Below are 26304 nucleotides of genomic sequence, written 5' to 3'. Positions count from 1 at the left end.
GAACGCCTTTCTATCTGCCATTTTATAACAACATGACCGCGTTATAAGTCGTCAGCCATTGCTCCCTGCCATTTATTACTATCAATACGCACGCCTACGCGTGCGCCTGCCATTTGATAGTCATTAAAACCACGCCTCGCTTTAACCTGCCAGCACGTGAGTGGATACCACAGGGAGCAGAAGTATGCTTAACAACAGAAGAATGCATCGTAACCTTACACCCAAAGGCCTGACCTTTTGGGGACAGTGGGCAATTGCCCTGAGTGTGGTCGTTGTACTTTTGTTTTCACTGGTACTTTTCAAGACCGGGCAATTGGAATCCCATTACCGGATATTGGCAGCCATTACAATACTGGCCTCTATACCGGCCTACATGTTATGTGACGTCTATAGCAAAAAAGATGACTTTTTTGTTGGGCTGGGACGATTATTCACCGGCTGGTTATTGACCCTGGGCATATTGTTCGCGGTCGGCATAGCCTGTAATGCCAGTTCGCTGTTTCCCTTCGAGATCCTGCTACTCTGGGCTGCTGTCAGCTATCCAATACTAGCCCTTTGCTACATTCCCATTCACAGTCTATCCAGGTACTACCACCGGCAACTACATGAGCGCCAGAAATCGCTGATTATTGGTACGGGAAAACTTGCAACCGACTTGGCCAATACTCTCGCCAGGCAAAAACGCTCCCCTCTGGTCGGTCTCGTAGGTCCCCGCACCACCTCCCCCCAGGCCGGCACCCAGCCTCAGATCCTCGGTGACTTGCCCGATCTTCCCGCGCTGATCCGCCAGCACGGTATCCGCCGCCTGTACATCACTCACTCTCTCCAGGAAGCGACCCACATCGAGGCGCTGTACCTCAACCTGCTGGAGATCAGCGTGGACGTGATCTGGGTGCCCGACCTCAACAACATGCTGCTGCTCAACCACAGCGTGGCCGAGGTGGATGGATTGCCCGCGATCTTCCTCAATGAAAGCCCGCTGACCAGCCGGCCGACCGCAGCACTGAGCAAGTCGCTGCTGGACAAGAGCCTGGCCCTGTTGGCGATCATCCTGCTCAGCCCGTTGCTGCTGCTGTTCGCCCTGCTGATCAAACTTACCTCTCCCGGCCCGGTAATTTTCAAGCAGGATCGTCACGGCTGGAACGGCGAGGTGATCAAGGTCTGGAAGTTCCGCTCGATGCGCGTGCATGACGACCACGAAGTGCGCCAGGCGAGCCGCAACGACTCACGCATTACCCCCGTAGGGCGCTTTATCCGCCGCACCTCCATCGACGAGCTGCCCCAGCTGTTCAACGTGCTGCAAGGGCATATGGCACTGGTCGGCCCACGCCCGCATGCCGTCGCCCACAATGACTACTACTCGGGCAAGATTCGCGCGTACATGGCGCGGCATCGCATCAAGCCCGGCATCACCGGCCTGGCGCAGGTCAATGGCTGCCGGGGTGAAACCGAGACCCTGGAGAAGATGCAGCAACGCGTCGATATCGACCTGCGCTATATCAACAACTGGTCGCTGTGGCTGGACATCAAGATCCTGTTCAAGACGCCGTTTACCCTGCTGTCCAAAGACATCTACTGACCCCGCCCTTCCCCGTGCCGCTGCATCGGCGGCGCGGGGCACCAGGCGCGTTGTGCGCCCTCCCCGCCACCGCTCCCCGCAAGACGCAACGATAGCGCCCACAGCAACGCCCGGGCCCGGGCCATTCGCATAGTCATCAAAGAGGAAAGTCAGGCAAGTGTTGCGCGCCGGCATTGCACCTGGCGCTGTAGCTTTCTGGCTTGGCGACTGCCCGGCGCATTTAACGCCGGGCAGTCGATAACCTTGTCGGCAGATGCCGCACCGTCACTCCGTGATCTTCTCGAAGTTGTTATAGAACAACTCGCTGTCACGCCCGTCAGTCATGGTCTGCAGCGAATAGCCGCGGTTCAGGCGTGCGCCGCCGTCACGGGTCAGTGGCGCCCATACGACGTTGGCCCGACGCATCGTCGAGGTGCTCATCAATTCGTCGAAGGGGACGGAAATATAGATACCCTTGTCGAAGCTGCCTTCGCCATATTCTTCCTTCGAGGCGGTGGTCAGCGTCACCCAGCCACCAAACTTCACGCCGTTCTTGAACTGGCGCGAGATGTCGACGGTGGTGCCCCAGTCCCGCGCCAGGTAACGCCCCACACTGACGGCGGCCAGGGTGTCATAGGGCAGCTCGGTATAGCTGGTGACATGGCCGGTGATGGTCTGGTAATCCCGCAGGCCGAAGCCCTGGTTGAAATCACGCTGGCGCACGAAGTTCAGGTCTGCGCCCACTGACCAGTGCTTGCCCGCCGGCCGGAACAACACCTCGCCGCCCACCCCGGCGTACATGGACTCCAGGTAGCCGCCGTAGACCATGCCATACAGGTCGCGGTCCAGGCGCTGCGCATGGTTGACCTGGAAGTTCGGCATCGTCACATCGGACGTGGTCATGTATTGGCGCAGGTCGGTGCGTACTCGCGGCAAGCCGCTGGGTGCGTCGTAGGTGAACTTGTCGTAGTTGTTCAGCAGGTTGGCGCTGAGCAAGCCGCTCCACCAGGTATTGCGGGTAAAACGGTACTCCGCGTCGGCGTCGGCAGTGAACTGATAAAGCAAGCCGTCGGGGCCACCGATGTTCTGTTTGTAACCCAGGCCAAGGCCATAGTTGAACGGCTCGGATTTTCTGCTGTAGAGCGTGGTTTCCCGATGGGCAACCGCCGGGTTGACCTCGGTATTACGGTGCAGGTCCGTCAACGGCTGCTGGTTGTTCACCACTGCGCGGAAGGTGTCACGGGGCACGCTGGTTTCTTCGATGGGCATGTCATAGCGCTTGTTCACCAGGGTGAACCAGTCGATATCCTGATTGGCGCTGTTGTCGAGAATCCGGCTGGCGCGTCCCACGGCCTTGGCTGAATAGAAGTAGCGTTGCTGCTCGCCATACACCATCAATTCCGAGCCGCGCCGGGCAATGCGCTCCACCTTGTAGCCGGCATTCTGCTGCAGCCTGTCGGCGACGTTGGCCCAGTTGACCTGGTCGGCCGGGGTGGTGGGCATGCGCGCCGGCAACGGTTCGGCGGGCGGGTCATAGGTCTTGACCGGTGCCTTGCGGCTGACAAAGTTGGTGTGCAGGGTGATGCCGAACATCGCGGTATTCCCGCGTTCCCAGGCCGCACTCAGGTCGACGCTGTCAGCCAGCTTATAGACCACGCCAATGTTTACCGGCGAGTCCTGCTTGATCGGGTTGTCCAACGGCTCGTGCTTGTAGTCATTGCCCTCGTATTCGAGTTTCAGGCTCAGGGGTTCCCAGGGCGTTTGATAGGCGATCCCGCCGAACAACGAAGGGCGGCCCCTGAAATAGGCGTTGGAGTTCACGTCCCCTGCCCTGGCGACGACCGCAGTGCTCTTGGGCCGGTCGTTGAACTTGCTGCCGAACACCGACAGCGGGTTGCCGAAGTCGCCTCGGTTTCCCAGGTAGCCCCAGGCGATGCCTAGGCTGAAATCCAGGTTGCCGTGGCGCTTGTTGGCGACAAAGTATTCGCTGGAAAACAGCCCGGTACCGCCGATGTCCCGGGCACCGAAAGCCACCTGCGGTGCCCACCGGCTTTCCTCCCAGAGCCGCGCCTTGAAGTCGATGGCCTTGTCCTTGAAGCTCTGGCTTCCGCTCAACGCCTCGGCGCCGTACCTGCGGTTGCTGATGGCGGTATAACGAAACGAACCCTCCAGCCAATCAAACGGTTGCAGGGAAAAACTGTAGCGCGAGTAGGGATCGGTGCGGTTGGCGTTGGCGCTCAACTCTCCCGCCGGGGCCATGCGTGCGGTGGGGGTCTGTAGCAGGCCCACGCCGCCGAAATCATTTTGGGTGTAACGGGGGTCACCGTGAGCCAACCCGCAAGGCAACAGCAGTACAGCCGCAAAACGTAAATTCAAGGGTTCACCTCAGCCAACGGTTGAGTGGCGAAAAACTCGGCCAGTTGTTGGTTGAGATCAGGGGTCGGCGTCTCAAGGTCGTCGCTGCGGATCGGCACCAGGATCCTGCTGCCGGGGGCCGCCACCACGCCGTCCTCGCGATTCCACGCCGCCACGCCCACGCGCCGTACCTGGCCGTCGGGCTGGATCAGCCACAGGTCATCGCGCTCGGCGTCATCGAGGACCGTGCAGTCGCCAACATAATCCCGCACCTCGCGCATGGCCCGGTACGGCACATCACAGGACTGCGCGACCGCCCCGAGCACCTGCACGGTGGACGGCCTCACGGGGTAGACCAGCCGGTCCCCGTCATCCAGCAATGCGTTGCGCGCGAACCCCGTCTCCACGGCGATCGGGTCCAGCACTTGCACCTGGCGGCCGGTGACCGGCAACTGTTCGACCTGTCGATACAGACGCGCACTCAAGTCCGCCCGGGAGCCACGGTCATCCAGCAAGGCCCCTCGTTGCAGCAGTTTCAGATCGAACAAAACCCCTGCCTTCAAGCGTTCCTGCGTGCTCACCAACGACTGGTGCAGCCACGCGGCGCCCAACCAGTAGCTTTCTGCATTGGGTTGGGCCACACGAATAACGTCCAGCAAACGCGCCCCCGGCTTGACCTCGAAGGCGCCGGGGCTGCGCACATCGCCACTGACTGTAACGGCCGCCTGGCCAGTGCCGGGGCCGATCAGCAACAGGCCCAGCCATAAAAGCTTCGAACACTTCATCGGGCTGCCTCCCGGTCGGGACGCAACTGCACGATTTTCAGGGCCAACCGGGGCGTCAAATGCTGCTCGCTGCGCCAGATGAAACCATCCTGCGGGTCGACCCAATAATGGTTGGTGGCGCGGAAATTCAAGGTGGGAACGTCCACCTGCTCGTCGATGCGCAGCAAGGCGTAATCCTTGTCCAGAATGCGGAGGGTCTCGATACCGTGGCTGCTGAAACGGCTGTTGACCGCGATACCGATTCGGTTGCCGTCGTAGAGGTCGATCCAGCGTGTGCCGGTGTAGCCGTCGGGCAGATGCTGGAGGCCGCGCTTGAACGGCGATTCGCCACTGAAACGCGTGCCATCCAGGGAAACACCCAGCCCGACAGTGCGTACCACCAGGCCGTCACGCATCATCACCACTTGCTTGCCGGAAGCGACCCAGAACTGCAGGTCGCCCCGGCGCCGGGCCATGGCCATCACGCCCTCGCTGACGGCGGTGGTCACCAGGATCTGCGGGTATGGCACCGCGTCGACCTGGGCGCGGGTCACGTTGATCGGGGCCGGGCCCGTCACAGAGGTTTCGAGGGTGTACCACGACGCCCTCATCAACGGGTTACACCCGCACAACAAGAGCGCCATCGACAGGCAGGCGCTGGTAGGCAACATTTTCACCACGGGATAACGCCTTATCTGCTGTTGACTTCGCTGAGGTCATTGGCCGATCGGGCACCAATTCCAATGGCACTGGCGGTCGGCAGCAACTGGCTGATCAGGCGGTTCCAGCGCGTCACGCCGGCCGGCCCGACGTACACGATGTCCTGGGGTTGCAAGTCGAACCGGGTGGCCAGCACCAGCGCGGAAGGTGACTGGGCATCGAGCTGGAACACCTTGGCCGGTTCGGCTTCCAGGTTGTCCACGCCGCGAATCACATAGACCGCATTGCCATTGGAAGTGGTCTGGTTCAAGCCGCCTACGGTACCCAGGGCATCGGTCAGGTTGATCGACTTGCCCTTGAAGCTCAGGGCCCGGGGCTGATTGACTTCGCCCATCAGATAGACACGTTTCTGGTCGTTATAGGGCAGGTACAACCGGTCGCCGCCCTTGAGGTAGATGCCCTGCAGTTGCGAGCCCTGGCGATTGAGGCTGTCCAGGTCAAGCGTGTACTCACGGCCGTCGCGCGTCAGGGTCAGGCTCGAAAGGTCGGCATTCGTGGGGTCGACACCGGCGGCCCCAATGGCCTCGACGGCGCTCAATGGTGTGGTGGTGATCGGCTGTTGCCCGGCCTTGATTACCGCCCCGGTCACCACCACTGTCTGGCTGGCAAACCGCAGGACGCTGACGTCGACCTGTGGGCTTTCAATAAATTGCGACAAGCGCCCGGCGATAAAGGCCCGCAGCTCTTCAATGGTCTTGCCGGCCACCGGGACGTTGCCGATATACGGATAAAACAACGTGCCATCGGGGCGAACCAGGCGCCCGTTGGCGTCGATCTGCTGTTGCGGCCCGGACGGTGCCGTCAACTCGGGATGGTCCCAAACCGTGATAAACAACAGGTCATTGGCACCGACGCGATAGCCACCGGGCACATAAGACAACAGTTCTGCCGGCACCGATTCACGAACATGCGTGGCGGCATCCATGGCAATCAATTTGGGGGTGATGGGAATCAACTCTACCCGAGTACTTTCGGAAGAACCCTCACTGGACATTTGACTGGTGTCCATATGTTGACCAGGCGAAAACATGCAGCCGTGCAAGCTGAAACTTGCCAGCAAAAGAACAGGTAACCTACGAATCATAATGGCACTACGCTAGTCGAGGGCGAGTCTAAAAAAGATCACCCAGAAGTTCCGGGTGATCTTGAACAACACACATTGCGGGTTATTAGTTGGTACCGGTGGTACCGCCTGTACCGGTGGTGCCGCCGGTGCCGGAAGTACCGCCATTGGAACTGCCGCCCGAGTTGGAAGCCGCCGCCGCAGCGCCGACTACCGCGGTACCGACCCCGACGGTTTCACCGAGCGTCACGCCGCCCACGAGCGGGGTGCTCAACGACAGGGGCTCGCTCGCGCCGGCCGCATCGCTCAAGGCCTCGCTCGCGACTTCACCTGCCGCCAATGCCGCAGTACTGCTAAAGGCCAGCACGCCGGCCAACAGTATTTTCCTCATATCAGACTCCTTCTCGATATTTACCCCTTATCAAATAATGCAATAAGGGCGTAGTGATGGAACGGAGATAAACAGGCTATGCAAACTGCGCAAAGATCCTGTTGGATCACGCACTTAACCTCCTCGAAATCATCTCACTTGTGGATAGCTCAAACCACCAATGTTAATAATCGTCAGGATTAAACAACGGGGCGTACCGATAACCCGCGACCAATACCGTAATACTCGAAACCATTGGCTTTCATACGCTGCGGATCAAATATATTGCGGCCGTCAAAGATCACCGGCGTGCTCAGTTTTTCTTTTATCAAGTCCAGGTCCGGGGCCTTGAACTCCCGCCATTCGGTCACGATCACCAGCGCATCGGCACCTTGCAACGCCGCTTCCTTGGTGCCCATCAGCAACAGGTCTTCGTTCATCCCGTAAATGCGCTGGGTCTCGGCCATCGCTTCGGGGTCGAATGCCTGGACCCGGGCACCCACGCTGCGCAGTTGTTCGATCAACACGCGGCTCGAGGCTTCGCGCATGTCATCCGTATTGGGCTTGAAGGCCAGGCCCCAGATGGCGAAGGTCTTGCCCTCCAGCTGGCCGCCGAAGTGGTGGTGAATATGCCCGAACAGGTGCTGCTTCTGGCGCTTGTTGACTTCCTCGACGGCAGACAACAGCGTTGCCTGATAGCCGATCGACGACGCGGTGCGCTCCAGCGCCTGCACATCTTTCGGGAAGCACGAGCCGCCATAACCGCAGCCTGGGTAGATAAAGTCGTAGCCGATCCGTGGATCGGAGCCAATGCCTTTACGAACCGCCTCAATGTCGGCGCCCAAGCGTTCGGCGAAATTGGCCATTTCATTCATGAAGGAAATCTTGGTGGCCAGCAGGCAGTTGGCCGCGTACTTGGTCAGCTCGGCACTCCTGATGTCCATCGTGATGATCTTTTCGTGGTTGCGGTTGAAGGGTTCATACAGCTCCCGCATGCGGTCCACGGCGTAACTGCTGTCGCTGCCGATAATGATCCGGTCGGGCCGGGTGCAGTCGGCGACCGCCGAACCTTCCTTGAGGAACTCGGGGTTCGAGATCACGTGGAACTCCACCTCGAGCCCCCGCGACGTCAACACCTCGGACACCTTCGCCCGGACCTTGTCCGCCGTCCCCACCGGCACCGTGGACTTGTTAACGATAATCTTCGGCTCGGTCATGTTGAGCGCAATGGTCGCGGCAACGGAGAGCACGTACTTGATGTCGGCGCTGCCATCGTCATCAGGCGGGGTGCCCACGGCGATGAACTGCACCTCTCCATGCCGCACGCCTTGCGCGGCGTCGGTGGTGAAGTGCAAGCGTCCGGCATCGTGGTTCTTCTGGACGAGCGCACTCAGCCCGGGCTCAAAGATCGGAATAATGCCGGCCTTGAGGTTCTCGACTTTAGTCGCGTCCACGTCGACACAACACACCTCATGCCCCGCGTCGGCCAGCACCGCTGCCTGCACCAGACCCACATAGCCGATTCCAAATACAGTTACATTCATTTCAATCTTCCTTTAAACAAGCTCGAGGCGGCCATAGCGGTCTTCAAAGCGGATGATGTCGTCCTCGCCCAGGTACGAACCCGATTGGACTTCAATCAGCTCCAGCGGGATTCGCCCCGGGTTTTCGAGGGAGTGCACAACGCCAATGGGGATGTAGGTGGACTGGTTCTCGGTCAGCAGCACTTGCTTGTCGGCGATTTGCACATTCGCGGTGCCGGACACCACGATCCAGTGCTCGGCCCGGTGGTGGTGCAGTTGCACCGACAGCTTGTGCCCCGGCTTCACCGTGATCCGCTTCACCTGGTACCGATAGCCCTGGTCCACCGAGTCATATTTGCCCCACGGCCGATAGACTTCGCGGTGGCTGGTGCTCTCGATCCGGTGCTTTTCAGTCAGCTGCGCGACTATTTTCTTGACGTCTTGCGCGTGATCCTTGGTGGTCACCAGGATCGCGTCGGCGGTCTCGACGACTACCACATCATTGATCCCTGCAACCGTGACCAGGCGGTGGCTGGCATGCACATAGCTGTTGGTGACGTCCTGCAGCAGCACGTCGCCCTGGGTGCAGTTCTGGTTCTGATCCTTGAGGCCCGCTTCCCACACTGAGTCCCAGGCACCCAGGTCGCTCCACGGCGAATCGAGGATGACCACCGACGCGATGTGGGTCTTTTCCATCACCGCGTAATCGATCGACACGTTGGGCGCGTTCACAAAATCCACCTGGCTGAGCCGGGTGAAATCCTGGTCATGGGCCGCGTTGGAGAGGGACAGTTCCGCGGCCACCATGATCTCCGGGCTCAGGCGCTCCAGCTCGGCCTTCATCACCGAGGCGCGGAACATGAACATGCCGCTGTTCCAGAAGTAGTTACCTTGTTCCAGGTAGCCTTGCGCGGTCGCCAGGTCGGGCTTTTCCACGAAGGCATCGACATGCGCGGCGCCGTCCACCGCAGCCGCTTGAGTACGGATATAGCCGTAGCCGGTCTCCGGCTTGGTGGGCACAACCCCGAAGGTGACGATCTTGCCTTTGTTGACTTCCACCTTGGCCAGCGTCAAGGCCGCATTAAACGCTTGGGTATCGCCGATCACATGGTCCGCCGCCAGCACCAGCAGGATCGGATCGTCCCCATCCGCCAGCGCCGACAGGGTTGCCGCCGCAATCGCCGGGGCGGTGTTGCGGGCGGTCGGCTCAAGGAGGATTTTCTGCGGGATCACGTCCAGTGATCGACTTTGCTCGGCCACGATGAAACGGTGTTCTTCGTTGCACACAATAATCGGCGGGCTGACGGTCTCGCCCTCTATCGACAGGTTCTTGATGCGATCCAAGGTGGCTTGAAACAAACTCAAGTCACCGTGCAGTGCAATAAACTGCTTTGGTTTAAGCGCTCTTGAAAGCGGCCACAGGCGCGTGCCTGAACCGCCAGACAATATAACTGGGATCATAACGATTACTCGATGATTAAAGGCAATAAGAGCGGATTGACAAACAGCCGAAACTTAAGAAGTGAATGACTTCACATAACTGATCAAGCGGTCCCTTTCGGTAAAGTCCAGTGAACTTTCGGCACTGCTGTAGTTAAGCGCCGAATCAATCGCCGAAAAGAACGCATCTTTATCATGGGCGATAAACACAGAGGGAAGGTCTGCAAAGTTTTCGGCGGTGTCGTACTGGTGATTATTGATGTGTTCACCGCGCCGACTGTCGCGCGGGACAATAACAATCGGTTTGCCCAGTTCAAGGGAGCGAATGATATTGCCCATGCCTGCATGGGAAACAATCACCTTTGACGCATTGAAGTTCTTGGAAAACAGCGGCTCGGCGATGGTCTTGTAAGCCGTAATGCGCCCCAGGTCATTTTCGTTATTGCCCACCTGGGCAACAATCGGGACCTGCGGGTTTGCATGACTCCACTCATGCAAGTAGCCGAGCATTCTTTCAAAGGGTGCTTGAGTGCCAACGCTGCAAAATATCATTTATACAATCCTCCCTTTATATTGGGCGCGGCTGTTTTGCGACAGCGTGGGCCACTGGGTCAGCAACTCATCGACAAAATACACAGCGATCCTGCCGGACAACGAGAGCTTCTTGGGATTGGCAATGCTGTCGATCCACAGGGTCTTTTTGCCCATCAGTTTTCCCGCGACCAGCCCCAGCAACCCCGGTGCCGCCCCGGTGGAGATCACGTACCTGGCCTTGCTGCGGTAAACGATCGCAAAGATCTGGCAAAAGCCCTTGATGATCTTCAACGGTTCACTGCGATTAAAGTCCGGGACTTGCGCGAAGGCATGGGTTGGATACTGCGAGCCAATGCTGATATCCACGGTGGCGATGGTAACTTTTTGACCGTCGAAGGCAGGCAGCAACTTGCTCATTTGTACCCAGTGCCCACCTCCAGAACAAATCAATAAAACATCACTTGATTGACTCATGACGGTTCCCTTCCTGTCAGGTGTAATAGACATCATTAAATAGTGGCGGCAGTTCTTAACAGTTGGGCCTGGCCTTTCCAGCGGGTTATTCGCTTGGCTTTGAGCAAGGCCGATTTCTCTTTATAGGTTTCTTGATTGGCGATGAGCTGCGCGACGCCGGCCTTGATGGACAGCGGGTCCAGGGTGTCGACAAACACCGCCGCCTCGGAAAACAACGAGCGCAGTACCGTGGTATTCGAAAGCGCCATCGGCCTGCCGGCGCTGACCGCTTCGTTGGCCACGCTCAGCTGAACGTTGTCGCGGGTGGTCAGGCCGAGCACCACATTCGCGTGGCACAGCAGCTGTTCAAAGGTCGCCTTGCTGAGGAAGCCGGTCAGCTTGATGTTCTCGGGGAGTGACGCCACGAGCTCCTCGGAGAGCTTGCCCTGATGCTTGCCGGTGATCAGGAAGTCGACACCGGGCATTTCCCGGGCGGCGTTGATCACGATCTCGATCGGTTCATCGATATCAAACGAGCACGGAAACAGTACATAGGGTGTCTCGCGCTCACTGGCGGGCGCCGCGTGAAAGTCACACGGCAAGTCTTCCAGGATAAAGATATTGGTGTCCTTGACGCCCAGGCCGGCCAACTCTTCTTTGACTTTAAAATTATGAACGACGACGGCATCGATTCTATTCAACAGCGCTACCGTGCCCGGAAAGCCTATCCATTGTTTGCGCAACAGGCTGTTGTGGGCATCGGCGATAATCTTCAGCCGCCGGTTGAATATAAACTTGTAGGCCAGTGCTATATGCAATACCGGGCTCGGCGGCAACTGCACCCACAGCACGTCAGGCGAACCGGCCAACAGGGTCTTCAGGGTTTTAAACGACTTGATCAAGTAATCCAGCGGCCGCGCGGATTTCTTCTTGAACTGGTTGGGCAGATGCAGAATGTCATACGCCCAGTATTGCTTCATGGTATCGGCGCGTCGTTGATAGCCAATCCATGCAATCATTAATGATTTCACGTCAGAGTCCTGCATAAATAAAGGTGGGGCCAGTGAGATTGCTTACACTGCAAACCAGATCGGAAAGTCGGCGTTGTATCGAATAGTGTTGTTTCTGAAGCGGATATGTTTGGCCGGATTGCCTCCCACGATCGAATACGCTGCAACGTTGCGCGTGACCACACTGCCCGGATAAACAACCGCGCCTGTTCCGATGGTGACGCCTGGCATCACCATCACATTGGGAAAGATCCAGGCATTGTCTTCAATCAACACCGGCTTCCCCACCAGGCCACTCATGGGGTCATCAATATCGTGGCCCAGCGTATAAATCCGGGTGTTATGGGAAATATTGACGTTGTCGCCGATGCGGATGCCCGCCCGGTTATCCAGGTAGCAGTCGTAATTGACCGTGCAGTTTTTCCCGACCGAGAAGTTGCCGAAGGAGAAAAACACCACGTTGCGGTGGATCGTGGTGCGGGCGCCCACCCGGCATCCGGTTGCCCGGAGCAACGCGCGTCGCAGATTGAAAAACAACGCCAGGCTGAGCAGCGTATTGAACAGCGCAACAGCGGCCTTCTTGATGTTCAGTTTCAGGTTCTTCATCTACTCGCCCTGCCCTGAAGTATCCGTTACGCGCTGTGAACTCATCACAAAATTCCTGAAGCGGATATTGGTACTCACCGGCGTGGCGAAAGACGGGTTATTGCCACCGAAGAACGTCGAAAACAGCAAGCCGTCGATGGTGATCTCCGGCGTGTCTCTAAACGTCAGCCCGGTTTCCGAGTGCACCAGCTGGTTGTCGTACCAAATGGAAATCACACCGTCGGCCTGCCCCGGCGTATTCAACTTCACCAGTTGCTCCAACCTGTGCCATTGCCCCACCGTAAAGATCCAGGAACCCAACCCGACTGCCGTGCCCCAGGTTTTACTGGTGGGCAAATACGCGTAAATGGCGCCGACGCCCTTTTCTTTCCAGATGTAGCGCGTGGAAAAGCCGTCATGGCCGTTCGGTATCTTGCCGCCCGTATTGCCGGTGCCACCGTAGAGGCCCGGGAGCTTGCCGCCTTTTACAAAGTCGAAATTCCTGTCGAACTTCAACTCATAGGTCAGTACCAGGCATTCCCTGCCCGGTTGCGGCAGTGGGGATTTGAATTCAATGCCGCCGTAGGGCAACCCAAGGCGCACCATCGAACCCGGGTCATAGGAGCCGGCCGGAAAATGCACGGCAATGTCCTTGATCTTTTGGCTGTAGGCCTTGTTCGTCAGATTGGCCCTGCCCTTTATGCTGCTTTGCGCCTGGGGCCCGTCGGCCATCTGCGAAACGTCCGGCAGTGACGGGTAGATGTTCTTGATGCCTGGCTCGCAACGGTCGTTCAACTCAGATGCGCCGCTGGCAGCCACCTGCAGGGCGAACGCCACAATGAGTAGCGTCGAGGCTGTCTTTTTCACGTCGGTTGCCCCTCCACTTTATTTTTCATCGACCCATTTCAAAAAGTCGTCGACCGCTTTTTGCGCAAGGGAAGAACGCTGGGCGATCTCCTGCTTGAGGTGCTCGGCCATTTGCGCCTTGGATTGCCGGAATTCGCTGATGGTGGCCTTGATCACCTCAGGGTCTGGGGTGCTGACCAGCCGGGTGCCCTGCGGCAGCATTTCATGGACTTTTTTCAGCTTGTTTTCGATTTCAACCGCGATGGTGGGAAAGCCCAGGGAAGCCGGCAGCAGTACACCGTGTGCACGGGCGCTGATGATCACGTCGGACTCGACGATCAGTTTCGCCATGAAGGTTTCGGGCGTATCGCCCGCCGCGTCCCAGCACAACCATTCGAACCTGTGGTACTTGTCGATCAGGTGCTGGTCACGTTCCTTGTACAGCGAGACCAGGCGTACCTGCTCGCCACGCTTGGCGAGCTCATCCGCGGCCTGGACCATCGCCTTGATGAACTGTTGCCCGTTCGCGTCATGGGGCCAGTCGCGCAGGATGAAGGACAGGTACTTGCCCTTCTTGAGGCTGCCGACCTCCAGGTCTTTGCTGGAGATCCACAGGTCGGAAAGCAGGCTGGGGTCGGTGTACACCTCGACGTCGGACTTTCCGAAGGCCTTGCAATGCTGCTGGCTGGTACCGTCCCGCACGGAAATGTAGTCACAGCGATTGATCACGCTGACGGCGCGGGTCAGCAGCTTGCCGCCGCCATCGAAGGGGCCCAGGCCAATGCAGAACGCTGCCAGGCGCCGGTGGAAATAGATCCTGTCGACACCACCGCGCAACCCGACATACAAACGCAGAAGCGTGGACTTCAGGTCGGTCTGCGCCTTGATGCTCTTGCACAGCTTCGCCACGATGCCTTTGTTGGCAGCCGCCTCTTTGGCCGGTGGAATGAACGAGAAGAACTGGCCCCCACCGCCCAACACCACCAGGTCAGCCTTGACCGGCTCCTTGATGTGCAGCCACTTGATACGCGGGTTGAAGTTCCTGGCGATCTGCGGATGATCGACACCCACCGCTATATCCGATTCCTTAAAGCGTTTTTTCAGAATATTGATCACGCATAGCATTAATACGTCATCACCCAAATTACCAGGACCGTATGCCCCCCGGATATATACTTTGCTGACATTCATGCTGGGCTTCCATTTTCCACGGGGTCATTAAACACGGCATTCAAGGCAAACGTTGTTGCGAGAATGTAGATAAATATCAGCGCCATGATCATTAATCGATACAGCACACTTTCGACATAGGCGCTTGATATGAAACTGATGAAAGGCAATGTCCACAAGATCAGGATCCTGGGAGATACGAGCAACTCCAGAGGTAATATCTTCTTGTAGACGAAATACGGCAGTCCCAGCAGGAAGTGAATAAACTGCGAACCAATAAATGCCTTGGCAATCCCGATTGCACCTTCTTCCCGAAGCCACAGTGCTCCGGCAATGAATAACACTCCCCATAGAATGTTACTCATCACACTGAACCAGGCCAGGTTCATCACGATCATCTTTCTTGAAATACCGGACTTGAATGCACTGAGCAGCGAACCCAGGATTACCAGAACCAACGTCACTTCAAAATCCCGCCCCAGGAAACTGCTGCCATACAGTTTGGCCAGCAACTCGGGGAACATGATCACCGGCTGTATGATCACCAACACCACCAGCCAGCCCGACAGAAAGTTCAAGGCGTCCAACTTGCGGCTTTTACCGCCCAGCGCGGCGGCCAGCATCGGCACCAGCACAGAGCCCAACACCACGGAAACATGGGAAAAGATCGCGTTCCATTGCATCGCGGCGGCGTACATGCCCAATGCGGCAAGGCCGTTAGTTGTTTCCGCCAGCAACTTATTGGCGAACCAGTTCATCGGGGCGACCATCAACCCCGTCAGCAATACCGGCAGGCCAACCGACAGCACTGCGTGCTTTTCAGTCATTGCACCTTTGAAACTCAGCGTGGTATTTCGGGCCTTCAAAGTCTTCCAGCAGGCCAGTGCGCTGAAGAACACGATCAGCAATTGAGAACCGGCCAAGCCCAGCAGCGCACCGTTGAGTCGGAACTGCAGGGTCAGGAAGTACGTCGCCGGGATCGCGACAATCGCAATGATCCCGTTGATGGTCGCGATTGTCCGGTATTGGCCCCAACCGGTCAGGCAGCCCTGGGTCCATCCCGACAGGATAATCAACGTGATGGTGCTCAATACGATCAGCGATGCAGCGCTGAGGCTGTCTGCCCCCAGGATAACGCTGGAGAAAAAGTGCGGGAAAAACAGCGCTGTCCCGATGATCATCCCGCTGAACACAACCGAGAACAGCAGCGTCAGCGCGATGCCCCTGCCGGTCTTCTCGGGACAGGTCTCCTTGAACTGCCCGATATGCTTGGCCGTCGCCGTGGTGGTGGCTTGGGCGGCGACGTTGGCAAGCATCACAATCGCGCTCTGGATCAAACCATACTCGCCAAACGATTGCGCACCCAATACCCGGGCAACCAGGATGCCGGTGATGACCACCGACACTTTGGTGGCCACGGCAGAAACGAAACTCCATGCCGTACTGGACACGAACTTTCTCAACAGTGTGCTGTTCATCCGGCATTCACCTGCAAGGGTGTGGTTATCAGCGGCTGGTCAGGCTTGAGGATCTTTTTGCGTTGCCTGGCGGTGTGTTCGGAACAGACCCGCAGCACAATCGCGCCATACGCGATACCGATGGCGTACGGCTGATAAGGCGTGGCCGAGACAACGAACATCACCCCCAGAAAGATGGCGATCGAAACCGCCACCCGGCTGTTCATGTGCTGGGTAATCGAGGTAATGAACACGTACAGCAAGTACACGCCGATCAGCCCGTACTTAACGAAGTAGGTTAGGTAGGCACTGTCGATATTCGAGTTCTTGTCATCGAGGCCACGGTACTCGAACCAGGGAATCTCGAACGGCGTGCCCGCGCCCAGTCCCACAAAGTAATGCAGCGGGTTCATGCCGCGGATCAACTCCAGCGCCGGGCTGAAGCGCGTGGCCAATTGGGCGGCCATGCCTTCGGACGACAAACCATCATTGATTCGATCAGCCCCGATCATATTGCTGATGCCAATGAACGCCATCAGCACCACCGCCCCGGCCAGGGCAACGCCTATCATGCGGGCCGGCCGGGTGTATTGGTGGATGATGATCGCCGCAAACACCGAGACAAAGATGAAGCGAGAGTTGGCAATGAACAAACAGATGAATGAAGTGGCCAGGCAAATGCTTGCGAGCTTTTTCCTGTGTTCGAACAGCCGTGGGTCTATGAAGTAATAAATCAGATAGGCCACGGCGGCGTACGTACCGCCGTCCAGGTAGCGGTAGGCGTTTTCTTCATAGTAGACGTCTTGAAACTTGTACAAGCCCAAGCGTAACCAGGCAATGTCCAGCACATTGAAGGCGGTCATCGCGATCAATAGCAGGAGCACTGTCTGCAACTTCAGCGTTTTTGCGGCAAGGGTCGCGATGTTCGAGAGCACGATAAATGACAGGATCATTATAAACGGCCGAACATCCTTCAACAGGTACTTGTTCGAGGACTCCAGCAGGCCGCAGGCGAGTAACACCACATACAGCCCGCACCCAAAAAGCAGGCCGCCTGGCACCGTCAATTGTTTCTTCTGTGTAGCCACCTGCCGGATCAGCAGTGCGCCCAGCCCGCCCACGATATAAAAGTCAAAGAAGTAGATACCCTTGAGCGAGATTATTTCGCTGTAGGAGTTACCCGTGGGAATAACAGCCAGCATTATCCCGAACACTACGATTGAGTATTTTGGATTTTTCGCCGCGAGCAAACCCGCTGACAGCGCGATAAGGGATAACAGGTAAAACATGGCTGGGTATTCTTTATGCTGATTTGAATTTGGCACGCTACCGCCCCAGGATTTTTCGTTCATTTCCTGAAAACGTGACCTCTATCCTGCAATTACAGTGGTGAATCAGCTCCGATCAGCCTGGTATTCGTACTGGTAATACCCGTAGTTGCCGTAGCCATATTTGGCCGACGCTTTCTTTTCAACGCCGTTGAAGATCGCGCCCCTGAGCACGATGCCGTTCTGGGCAAATCGGCGCATGGTGTGCTCGATCTCTTTTGCCGGGTTCAAGCCATAGCGGGTGACGATCAGGTTGGTCCCCGATTGCCGTCCCACGATGGCTGCGTCGGTCACGGCCAAGAGCGGTGGCGTATCCAGAATCACCAGGTCATACCGTTCGCTGACCTGCGCCAACAGCTCGGTCAGGTTGCGGTGCATCAGCAGCTCGGAAGGATTCGGCGGTATTTGCCCGCGGCTGATGATGTCGAGGTTTTCAACGCCGGTTTTGTGGATGGCGGATTCAAGGGTGCATTGATTGGAGAGGATGTCGGAAAGCCCATCCTTGGCCGGCACACCCAGCACTTTGTGCAGGTAGCCCCGTCGCATATCCACGTCAATCAACAACACGCGCTGCCCGGTTTGCGCGATGACCGCCGCCAGGTTCACCGAGACAAAGGTTTTACCCACCTCGGGGCTGGGGCCGGAAATCATGATCCGGTTATTCGGCGCCTCGAGCATCGCGAAGTGCAAACTGGTGCGCAAACTGCGCAAGGCCTCCACTGCCAGGTCCGTGGGGTGACTGATGGCCAGCAATGAAGAACCGGCATCGGCACGCCCACGCCCGCGGCTGATTTTGTCTTCTTCGACCTTTTGCAGCGTGCTGTACGGAATCGACGCGTACACCGGCAAGCCCAGTTGCTCGATGGCCTCGGGGCTTTCCAGGCCACGGTTCAGCGCCTTGCGCAGCAGCACCAGCGTCACCGCCAGGAAGCCGCCCAGCAGCGTCGCGATCAGCACGATGAGGATCTTTTTCGGCTTGATCGGCTTGAAGAAATTGACGTCTGCGGTGTCGATCAGGCGCACGTTGCCCACGGTGCCCGCGCGCATCACATCGAGTTCCTGGGACTTGTTGAGCAACTGGGTGTAAATGGCCGTGCCGACCTCGACATCCCGGGTGAGGCTCAGCAGCTCCTGCTGGGTGGAAGGCAGGCTCTCGACCCGGCTCGCCAGGCTCTGCTGCTTGCTGGTCAGCTCGCCGATCTGGGTCAGCAATGCGCGATACGCGGGATGCTGGCGGGTGAACTTGCGGTCCATCTCGGCCTGTTGCAGCTTCAGCTCGGAGATGCTGGTATCGAGGCCCACGATCTGGTCGAGAATCGCCTTGGTTTCCAGGGTGATGTCCACCGACTTGCTGCGGGTCTGGTATTCATTCAAGGCCTTCCCGGCTTTTTCCAGGTCCTTCTTGACCTCCGGCAGTTGCTCCTTGAGAAACGCCAGGCTTTGCGCCGCCTCAGCCGAGGTGCGCTCCACGTTCTGCCGCACGTAGATCGCCGCGATCTGATTGAGGATTTTGATCGCCTGGTCCGGCTCGGTGCTTTCCAGCGCCAGGCCGATCATGCCCGACTCCTTCCCTCGCTCGACCACATCCAGGTTCTCCTGATAGTCGAGGATGCTGGTCAGTCGCGCATTGCGGATCACCCGGAAACGCGTGCCGGGCTTGGCGCGCAGTTCTTCAATCTGGAATGCCACGCCATTTTGCTCGAACGGCTGCCCGGCCTCGCCGGCCGCCAGCACCTGGTCATCTTCATCCACCAGGGTGTAGTGCGCGTTTTCACCCACGGTCAGGGTCAGCTTCTTGCCCAATTGCCCGTCGGGCAGGTCCAGCTTGAAGATCTTCAGCGACTCGCCGCCCCAGGCGAAGCTGTCCAGGCCCAGCAGCGGCTCGGCGATTGCACCGGGGTTGGCCTTCTGGAAGCGGCGCGCCAGGAACTCACCCACTACCGGGAAGTACATCGGCTGTACGACGATATCGAGTTTCAGGTTGTCGACGGTTTTGCCAATCACGTAGCGGGACTGGATCAGCTCGATCTCGGTGGCCGACGGCGACTCCTTGCCCAGCATCCCGCCGATGTCCGAGAAGCCCAGCAAGTCGTTCTTTTTCGCTTCGACCTGCAGCAGGGCATTCGCCTGGTAGACCGGGGTTGCCAGCATCGCATAGGCGGCGCCAGTGACCATAAAGGCACCGGTCACCGCAGCGATCAGCCATTTATGGTCGATCAGTGTTCCAAACAGACCGAGGAGATCAATCTCCCCGTTATCGTCTTCCTGTACGGTGACTGCTGGCGTTTGCTGCATAAGTCGGATTCTTAGCCTTTATTTCGATTCAAAAAGTAGTGGCGATCAGCGTGCAAGACGCTGCGCCCATGCGTTTACAGCTTCTTCGATCAACGCATAAGCGTGCACAAACGCGGCCTTGCCTTGACGGTACGGGTCGCTGATCTCTCGCTCGTTTTGCCATTTGCCCAGCAGCAAGACCTTGCCTCGTGCCTCGGGCGCCATGCTGAGCACGGCATTGATGTGCTGTCGTTCCATGACCAGGATCAGGTCGGCTTCACTGATCGCCTGTGGCGCCAACTGGGTGGCCTGGTGCTTGTCGGCCGGATGACCGTGGGCTTCGAGTACCGCACGGGCGGTGGTTTCAATCGGCTTGCCGACCAACGCGGCAATACCTGCAGAACTGATCTTGATATCGGAGCACGGGAGTGCGCCACGCAAAAGACTTTCCGCGGTGGGACTACGGCAAATATTGCCAATACAGACAATCAACACTCTTTTAAACAAGGCACTATCCCCGGGCCATCCATTACCCCATGAAGCAACCTCTTCAACTTTATTACTTCACGGCAGTATTTATTAACACGTAACCCTTACTTCCCCCAAAATTATCTCCGGACGAAAAATAACAACCACCGCCTTCAACCCGACAATTTATAACATTCATTACTTCATCACCCCCATCGGCTTTAAATTACAGCCTTGTCACGTATCGCCTTATATAGGAAGAGGAACTCCCATGAGCGCAAATGCCAACAAAGCCTGGTACCTGGTCCAGTGCAAATCCCGGCAGGACGAGCGCGCCGAGGAGCACCTCCAGCGCCAGGGCTATACCTGCTTCCGGTCTACCTATAAACGCGAACGGCTGTTGAAGGGCCAGCGCAGGACCACCCGTGAATCGTTGTTTCCAGGCTATCTGTTCATTCAAATGAGCCAGCAGGACAGCTGGAGCTCACTGCGCTCGACCCGCGGTGTGTCGCGGGTGGTGGCATTCGGCGCGCACCCGTTGCCCATCAGCGACACGCTGGTGGACGAACTCCAGGAGCGCGACCACCAGGCCGTGGTGAGCGCCCTGTTGCAGCCCGGCGAAAGCGTGCGCATCAATGAAGGGCCGTTTGCCGAACTTGAAGCGGTCTTCCTGGCCATGGACGGTGAGGAACGTGTGGTGTTGCTGATGAACTTCCTGCAACGGGAACAACGCATCAACTTGCCATTGGCAGAAATCAGCCGAGTGCAAAGAAGTGACTGATAGCGGCGCCGAACAGACAAGAAATAACATTCAACTTAATAACAGACTAAAAATAACATCCGCTTACTTTTTCACCTCTTGAGAATAAAGTAATACGTGAATTAACAGCGAGGGACGGCCATGAAAAGTTCAAAGCTATTGGTAGAGCGTATCGGCCTGTTTCCTTCTTCGGGAAACATTCACGTCAAGGTTAATAGTTCAACCACCGTTGTAGAACGCATGCAGGTGTTATACGCCGGCCATTCCCTGGACAGTGACGAATCCTGTACCGGGCTTTCAATGGTGTTTGCCGACTGGCGCTTCAAGTTGCAGGTGAGCAATCCCCTGTCCATCTGCCTGTGCGTGGAGAGCCGCGGCGACAGCCACCTGATGCAAATGAAGACGGCCGAACTATTGGCGAATATTTCCTGCACCGAGGAGCGGCCATGAGCATTTATGAGGATCTGAAACGGGCCTACGCCTTGAAAAGGCTGACGAACACGTTTGAAGGTTTCGTGGGCCTGGCACCGCACGAACAACTGCCGGCGGAGCAATATGCGCGCAACACCCGGATCATGTCCCACTGGCTGGATCAGTTGCGCGGCAACTCACCGCAGGACATAACCGACACGTTGTTCAAGCAGATGAAGCGTTCGCAGCGCCGTGGCGATGCCCGGCGCTTCAATTGCCAGACGGTCCTGCTGGAGCTGCTGGTGGAAAGTAACCTGGCCCTGGACCTGGCCACTTACTCGGCGTTCAACTGCATGGAAGAGGTCCGCCAGGAAGGCTCCTGATGGGCCTGGTCGGCACCTGATACGGCCACTGCCACATGGTTGAGCAGCTTCTCGGCGTTGTACTTGGGTGCCATCGCACTTAACAACAGGATCACCATTCCCCCACCGATCAACGATGGGGAAACCCGCACTTCAACCACCTCAAGGCGCCATAGAAACGCCAGTGCCGCCATGCCGCCCAAAAAGCCACCGGCCAGTGCTTCGTTGAGTGGATGAATATAGGGTGCCACGCAATAAGCACTGAACCAGCCGGCGATCAACATCCCGGCGATAGCTGCGGGCCAGCGCCACTCGGGGTTGACCCGGCGCGCCACCAGGCTCATCGCCACGGGCACCATCAACGACGTATTCATGGCGTGACCGCTGAGCACCGCAATATCCAGCTGCTGGAGCGCCACGCCCCAGCCCTTGAACAGCAACTTGCTGAACGCCACGATGGAATAGGTGCAGGCGATGGTCATCAGCCACCACTTGACCGCCTGGGGCCGGGAATACCAGAGCCAGACGGCGATCACCACTGCGGCCGGAATCATGACGGTGATACCGCCATATTGCGCCAGTTCTTCCCGTATCAAGTGCTGTTCCCTACCCGCAAGTTTTTCCCGGACCCATGAGACCTCAGGTCCGGGCAAAACACAACGACTTCAGGGCGCGCCAGCCAGCGATTGCGGCGAAAACACCTCGGTATCCGTCAGTTTCCGTACCTCTACCCGGTGCGGGAAAATCTTCTTTTCCACAAACAAATCATCCACCTGCTGCAACGCCTGCACATCCCGCTCCTCTACCGGCAGCAGCGACTCATCACCCCATGTGCGCAGCAACTGTGAAACCTTGAGCGGGATATCGTTGACCGTGGCAAACACCCGTGCGTATTCCTCGGGGTTCTGCTGCGCCCATTCAAAAGCCTTGGCGAACCGCTGCAAAACGTCACGCAACGCCTGGCGCTTGAGCGGGTCGCTGAGCACTTCATCGGACGCGGTAATAAACGTCAGGCCGGTATTGATGCCCTCCCCGCTGATCAGCACCCGCGCGCCCTGCTGTTCGGCGAACGCCTGGTACACCCCGAAGGTCGCCCAGGCTTCAATCTTGCCGGCGTTGAACGCAGGTAATGCATCGGTGGGCAGCACGAAGCCGACGTTGACGTCCTTTTCATCCACGCCGGCATTCGCCAGGGCGCGGATCAGCAGGTACTGGGAAATGCTCCCACGGGCCGACGACACCACCACATTGCGTCCTTTCAGATCGGCCACGCTGTGGATCGGTGAATCGGGCGGCACCAGGATCGCAATGCTGCGCGCCTGACTGCGGCGCACCGCAACGATACGCAGCGGCGTGCCTCCGGTGGCAGCCGCCAGCACCGGCGTATCCCCGGCCGGGCCGAGGTCCACGGCGCCGGCGCGCAAGGCCTCGAACAGCGGCGCGGCGCCCTGGAAGTTGGCCCACTGGACCTTGTAGTCGATGCCATCCAGGGCGTGGGCGGCGTCCACCACCGTACGCAAGCCCTTGGCCTGGTCACCGAGGATCAAGGTCACACCCGACAGATCCGATGCAGACTTCGGCGCTTCAGCGGCTTTGTCGCAGCCGCCCATCAGCAGTGCAGCCGCCAACAGGCAAAGGGTTCTGAATTCAACCATGGGCAAACCGCCTGACGCTGGCGTTCGCAGGCTGGGCGGCCGGGGCGTCCACTTCAACCCCCAACAGGCTCAGCAAGCGGGCGCGAATCGCCTGGAAACCGTCCTGGCCGGTATCCCGTGCACGGGGCAGGTCGATGCGCAGTTGCTCGGCAATCTTGCCCTCCGCCAGCACGATCACGCGGTCGGCCAGCAGGATCGCTTCGTCGACGTCGTGGGTCACCAGCAACACGGCCGGCGTGTGTTTGCGCCAGAGTTCGATGATCAGGCGATGCATCTTGATGCGGGTCAGCGCATCCAGCGCGGCGAACGGTTCGTCGAGCAACAGCAGCTTGGGCTCGCGCACCAGGCCGCGGGCCAATGCCACGCGCTGGGCCTCGCCGCCGGAGAGGGTCGCCGGGTACGCCTCCAGCCGATGGGCCAGCCCGACTTCCGTCAACGCCTGCACCGCACGGGCCTTGGCGTCGGGAACCCGCAGGCCGAGAATCACGTTTTTCCAGGCGCGCTTCCACGGCATCAGGCGCGGCTCCTGGAACACCGCCGCCCGGGCCTTGGGCACGCGCAACTGGCCGCTGTCGATGCTGTCCAGGCCCGCGAGGCTGCGCAGCAAAGTGGTCTTGCCGGACCCGCTGGCGCCCAGCAACGCAACGAACTCCCCCGGGGCGATATCCAGGTCCAGGCCGTCGATGACCCGCTGCTGGCCGAACTGGCGCACCACATTGCGCAACTGCACCGGTGCTGTTGAAGCTTCGAGAATCGACATGTCAGTTCCTCACAAACGATGGGCGCCAGGCCAGGGCAAAACGTTCCAGGGTGCGGATCAAGCCGTCGATCAGCAGGCCCAGCACGCTATAGATCAACAGGCAGATCACGATCACGTCGGTGCGCATGAAGTCCCGCGCATCACTGGCCAGGTAGCCGATACCGGCGGTGGTGTTGATTTGCTCGACAAACACCAGGGCCAGCCAGGAGATGCCCAGGGAATAGCGCAGGCCGACAAAAAACGAAGGCAACGAGCCCGGCAGGATCACGTGCCAGATCAGCTCGCGACGGTTGAGGCCGAGGGTGTTGGCGGCCTCGATCAGTTTGGGGTCGATGTTGCGGATGCCGGCGAACAGGTTGAGGTACACCGGAAAGGTGGTGCCGGTAACGATAAGTGCGATCTTGGTGAACTCGCCGATGCCAAACCAGAGGATGAACAACGGCACCAGTGCCAGGGAAGGAATGGTGCGCAGCATCTGCATCGGTGAGTCGAGGATTACCTCGCCGCGCTTCGACAGGCCGGTGATCAACGCGGCCACCACCCCGATACTCACGCCGATGCTCAAGCCCAGCAGCGCCCGTTGCAGGGACACCAGCAGGTGCTTGCCCAGCTCTCCGGAGACGATCATTGCCCACAGGGTGCCGCCAATCTGAGACGGCGCGGCGATGATCCGTGCCGGGATCAAGCCCAGCTCGGAGGCCAGTTCCCACAGCAACAGCAACACAATCGGGCTGACCAGCCGCAGCAACACATCGGGGGTGCGCCAGTTGCGCAGCCAGCGCGGAATCAAGCGGGATGCAACGCCGGCTTGACCCTCGGCCTTGTCGACGGAAAACGAACTGGCGTTAAGGGACTTTTCAGTCATCGGGCTTCCTTCCTCATCAAGAACACGGCCAGGAGCGCCGCTGCGGTTTCATGCTATTCGCATAAAAAACCTCAGTGAAATTCTATTTGGGAATAACCTAATGCGATTAAAATGCGCATTACTGATAACAATCTAAAACTATGATTCTGTATTTTTATAATTAGGATAGAACCAATCGGCATTTTACAGGCTCGGGTACGGCCTCTATTTTCGATAGCAGCTTTATTCCTGCCCTCAACAAGGACTGACCATGAGCATCGAATTTATCGGCTATATCGGCGGCCACCACGCCTCCGAGATCCACCCTCGCAGCGGCCCGACCTTGCAGCCCGACTACGTGGAGACCGTGGCCCGCGCCCACGAAGAGGCCGGCTTCGACCGCGCGCTGGTGGCCTTCCATTCCAACAGCCCGGACAGTACGTTGATCGCTGCCCATGCGGCCAGCGTGACGAAAAAGCTGCAGTTCCTGATTGCCCACCGGCCCGGCTTCGTCCAACCCACCCTCGCTGCGCGGCAGTTCGCCACGCTGGATGTGTTCAACGGCGGGCGCACCGCGGTGCACATCATCACCGGCGGCGACGACCGTGAACTGCGGGCCGATGGCAGTCATATCGACAAGGATGAGCGTTATGCGCGCACCGACGAGTACTTGAGCGTGGTGCGGCAGGAATGGACCAGTGAAAAGCCCTTCGACCATCACGGCACTTACTACCGGTACGAGGGTGCGTTTTCGACGGTGAAGTCGCCGCAGCAGCCGCATATACCGTTGTATTTTGGCGGGTCTTCAGCGGCGGCCATTGCGGTGGCGGGCAAGCATGCGGATGTGTATGCGCTGTGGGGTGAGACCTACGAGCAGGTGAAGGAAGTGGTCACCCAGGTGCGGGCTGAGGCGGCCAGGCATGGGCGTACGGTTCGCTTCAGTTTGTCGTTGCGGCCGGTTCTGGCAGAGACTGAAGCGCTGGCTTGGGAGCGTGCGGACAGCATCCTGGAGCAGGCGACGGCGTTGGCTGAGAAGAATGGGTTTGTGAGGCGTGAACCGCCGAATGAGGGGTCGCGGCGGCTGTTGGCGGCGGCGGCCCAGGGGGCGCGGTTGGATAAGCGGTTGTGGACCGGGATTGCGGGGTTGCTGGGGGCCCAGGGTAACTCTACATCGCTGGTGGGTACGGCCGATCAAGTGGCCGAGGCGTTGCTGGATTATTACGACCTGGGTATCACGACGTTTTTGATTCGTGGGTTTGATCCGCTGAATGATGCTATTGATTACGGGAAGAGGCTGATTCCGCTGACTCGGCAGTTGGTGGCTGAGCGGGAGCGCCAGGCGGCTGGAAAAGTGGCCTGAGGGAGGGGGACCGAGTACATATCCGTTTCTTCGGTAACGGCGGCTTATGGTTCCGCTCTTACAGCGGGTCACTTTTGGCAAACGCCCGGAATGCCGGCCCAGCCAAAAGTAACCAAAAGGTCTTTGCCCCACCACTCGGTGCCTCGCCTAGGCTCGGCATGCCCGCACTCCGGCCCGGTTCCGCGGGCCGCCGCGACGGGCCATCCATGGCCCGGCGCGGCTAAATCGGCATCC

Annotated in this window: 26 protein-coding genes; 5 read left to right on the top strand and 21 right to left on the bottom strand. The window is 58.6% G+C overall.

From position 1 onward, the window contains the following. Window positions 1-184: 184 nt before the first annotated feature. Entirely contained in the window at window positions 185-1579 is a 1395-nt protein-coding gene (locus HX821_RS06160; protein WP_087694227.1) for an undecaprenyl-phosphate glucose phosphotransferase, read from the top strand. A 264-nt stretch (window positions 1580-1843) separates the two neighbouring features. On the opposite strand, the gene HX821_RS06155 is transcribed toward HX821_RS06160, so the two are convergent. From HX821_RS06155 to HX821_RS06075, 17 genes are all read right to left on the bottom strand, one after another. Beyond that, window positions 1844-3934 carry a YjbH domain-containing protein gene (locus tag HX821_RS06155; protein WP_177035423.1) on the bottom strand — a complete coding sequence of 697 codons (2091 nt, stop codon included), beginning with the start codon at window positions 3932-3934 and terminating at the stop codon, window positions 1844-1846. Beyond that, a complete protein-coding gene (locus HX821_RS06150; RefSeq protein ID WP_134326352.1) occupies window positions 3931-4698 on the bottom strand; it encodes a capsule biosynthesis GfcC family protein in 768 nt (255 codons plus the stop codon). The genes HX821_RS06155 and HX821_RS06150 overlap by 4 nt, the downstream gene beginning before the upstream one ends. Then, on the bottom strand, window positions 4695-5354 hold the full coding sequence (locus HX821_RS06145; protein ID WP_305883257.1) for a YjbF family lipoprotein: 660 nt from the start codon (window positions 5352-5354) through the stop codon (window positions 4695-4697). The genes HX821_RS06150 and HX821_RS06145 overlap by 4 nt, the downstream gene beginning before the upstream one ends. Window positions 5355-5368: 14 nt before the next feature. Further along, window positions 5369-6481, bottom strand: a complete 1113-nt coding sequence (locus tag HX821_RS06140; RefSeq protein WP_143495494.1) for a polysaccharide export protein — start codon at window positions 6479-6481, stop codon at window positions 5369-5371. 85 nt (window positions 6482-6566) lie between these two features. Continuing rightward, on the bottom strand, window positions 6567-6851 hold the full coding sequence (locus tag HX821_RS06135) for a hypothetical protein (protein ID WP_003211359.1): 285 nt from the start codon (window positions 6849-6851) through the stop codon (window positions 6567-6569). 179 nt (window positions 6852-7030) lie between these two features. Further along, window positions 7031-8374 carry a UDP-glucose/GDP-mannose dehydrogenase family protein gene (locus HX821_RS06130; protein ID WP_003211357.1) on the bottom strand — a complete coding sequence of 448 codons (1344 nt, stop codon included), beginning with the start codon at window positions 8372-8374 and terminating at the stop codon, window positions 7031-7033. A 12-nt stretch (window positions 8375-8386) separates the two neighbouring features. Further along, complete coding sequence (locus HX821_RS06125) at window positions 8387-9814, bottom strand: mannose-1-phosphate guanylyltransferase/mannose-6-phosphate isomerase (RefSeq protein ID WP_134326350.1); 1428 nt, start codon at window positions 9812-9814, stop codon at window positions 8387-8389. Window positions 9815-9868: 54 nt separating this feature from the next. After that, on the bottom strand, window positions 9869-10345 hold the full coding sequence (locus HX821_RS06120) for a glycosyltransferase (protein WP_177035422.1): 477 nt from the start codon (window positions 10343-10345) through the stop codon (window positions 9869-9871). Beyond that, complete coding sequence (locus tag HX821_RS06115; RefSeq protein WP_023658755.1) at window positions 10346-10801, bottom strand: hypothetical protein; 456 nt, start codon at window positions 10799-10801, stop codon at window positions 10346-10348. 35 nt (window positions 10802-10836) lie between these two features. Next, the gene (locus tag HX821_RS06110) at window positions 10837-11799 is read right to left on the bottom strand and encodes a hypothetical protein (protein ID WP_087694223.1); all 963 of its coding nucleotides are present in this window, start codon (window positions 11797-11799) and stop codon (window positions 10837-10839) included. Between the two features lie 54 nt (window positions 11800-11853). After that, window positions 11854-12396, bottom strand: coding sequence for a DapH/DapD/GlmU-related protein (locus HX821_RS06105; RefSeq protein WP_008435461.1), 543 nt, complete (start codon window positions 12394-12396; stop codon window positions 11854-11856). After that, window positions 12397-13242: a polysaccharide lyase gene (locus HX821_RS06100; protein ID WP_371316146.1), complete on the bottom strand. Its 846-nt coding sequence runs from the start codon at window positions 13240-13242 to the stop codon at window positions 12397-12399. An 18-nt stretch (window positions 13243-13260) separates the two neighbouring features. Then, the gene (locus HX821_RS06095; RefSeq protein ID WP_023658752.1) at window positions 13261-14412 is read right to left on the bottom strand and encodes a polysaccharide pyruvyl transferase family protein; all 1152 of its coding nucleotides are present in this window, start codon (window positions 14410-14412) and stop codon (window positions 13261-13263) included. Beyond that, entirely contained in the window at window positions 14409-15869 is a 1461-nt protein-coding gene (locus HX821_RS06090) for an oligosaccharide flippase family protein (protein ID WP_177035421.1), read from the bottom strand. The genes HX821_RS06095 and HX821_RS06090 overlap by 4 nt, the downstream gene beginning before the upstream one ends. Beyond that, complete coding sequence (locus HX821_RS06085) at window positions 15866-17137, bottom strand: DUF6369 family protein (RefSeq protein ID WP_023658751.1); 1272 nt, start codon at window positions 17135-17137, stop codon at window positions 15866-15868. The genes HX821_RS06090 and HX821_RS06085 overlap by 4 nt, the downstream gene beginning before the upstream one ends. Window positions 17138-17242: 105 nt before the next feature. Next, complete coding sequence (locus HX821_RS06080) at window positions 17243-19471, bottom strand: polysaccharide biosynthesis tyrosine autokinase (protein ID WP_177035420.1); 2229 nt, start codon at window positions 19469-19471, stop codon at window positions 17243-17245. 45 nt (window positions 19472-19516) lie between these two features. Next, on the bottom strand, window positions 19517-19957 hold the full coding sequence (locus tag HX821_RS06075; RefSeq protein ID WP_032899408.1) for a low molecular weight protein-tyrosine-phosphatase: 441 nt from the start codon (window positions 19955-19957) through the stop codon (window positions 19517-19519). A gap of 232 nt (window positions 19958-20189) precedes the next feature. On the opposite strand from HX821_RS06075, the gene rfaH reads away from it, so the two are divergent. From rfaH to HX821_RS06060, 3 genes are all read left to right on the top strand, one after another. Beyond that, entirely contained in the window at window positions 20190-20699 is a 510-nt protein-coding gene (gene rfaH / locus HX821_RS06070; RefSeq protein WP_003211330.1) for a transcription/translation regulatory transformer protein RfaH, read from the top strand. A 120-nt stretch (window positions 20700-20819) separates the two neighbouring features. Continuing rightward, a complete protein-coding gene (locus HX821_RS06065; RefSeq protein ID WP_023658750.1) occupies window positions 20820-21128 on the top strand; it encodes a hypothetical protein in 309 nt (102 codons plus the stop codon). Next, window positions 21125-21472, top strand: a complete 348-nt coding sequence (locus tag HX821_RS06060; protein ID WP_102368810.1) for a hypothetical protein — start codon at window positions 21125-21127, stop codon at window positions 21470-21472. Before HX821_RS06065 ends, HX821_RS06060 begins: the two co-directional genes overlap by 4 nt. On the opposite strand, the gene HX821_RS06055 is transcribed toward HX821_RS06060, so the two are convergent. From HX821_RS06055 to HX821_RS06040, 4 genes are all read right to left on the bottom strand, one after another. Then, on the bottom strand, window positions 21424-22047 hold the full coding sequence (locus tag HX821_RS06055) for a hypothetical protein (RefSeq protein WP_008435482.1): 624 nt from the start codon (window positions 22045-22047) through the stop codon (window positions 21424-21426). The genes HX821_RS06060 and HX821_RS06055 overlap by 49 nt on opposite strands. A 69-nt stretch (window positions 22048-22116) precedes the next feature. After that, window positions 22117-23106 carry an ABC transporter substrate-binding protein gene (locus HX821_RS06050; RefSeq protein WP_177035419.1) on the bottom strand — a complete coding sequence of 330 codons (990 nt, stop codon included), beginning with the start codon at window positions 23104-23106 and terminating at the stop codon, window positions 22117-22119. Further along, window positions 23099-23866: an ABC transporter ATP-binding protein gene (locus HX821_RS06045; RefSeq protein WP_008435484.1), complete on the bottom strand. Its 768-nt coding sequence runs from the start codon at window positions 23864-23866 to the stop codon at window positions 23099-23101. Before HX821_RS06045 ends, HX821_RS06050 begins: the two co-directional genes overlap by 8 nt. 1 nt (window position 23867) lies before the next feature. Then, entirely contained in the window at window positions 23868-24731 is an 864-nt protein-coding gene (locus HX821_RS06040; protein ID WP_003211316.1) for an ABC transporter permease, read from the bottom strand. Window positions 24732-24981: 250 nt separating this feature from the next. On the opposite strand from HX821_RS06040, the gene HX821_RS06035 reads away from it, so the two are divergent. After that, window positions 24982-26070: an LLM class flavin-dependent oxidoreductase gene (locus HX821_RS06035; RefSeq protein WP_177035418.1), complete on the top strand. Its 1089-nt coding sequence runs from the start codon at window positions 24982-24984 to the stop codon at window positions 26068-26070. Window positions 26071-26304 lie beyond the last annotated feature (234 nt).

Source organism: Pseudomonas sp. B6001 (genome assembly GCF_013386015.1).
GTDB lineage: Bacteria > Pseudomonadota > Gammaproteobacteria > Pseudomonadales > Pseudomonadaceae > Aquipseudomonas.
The sequence above is the reverse complement of the archived record's forward strand: the minus strand, read 5'-3'. Positions and strand labels throughout refer to the sequence as shown.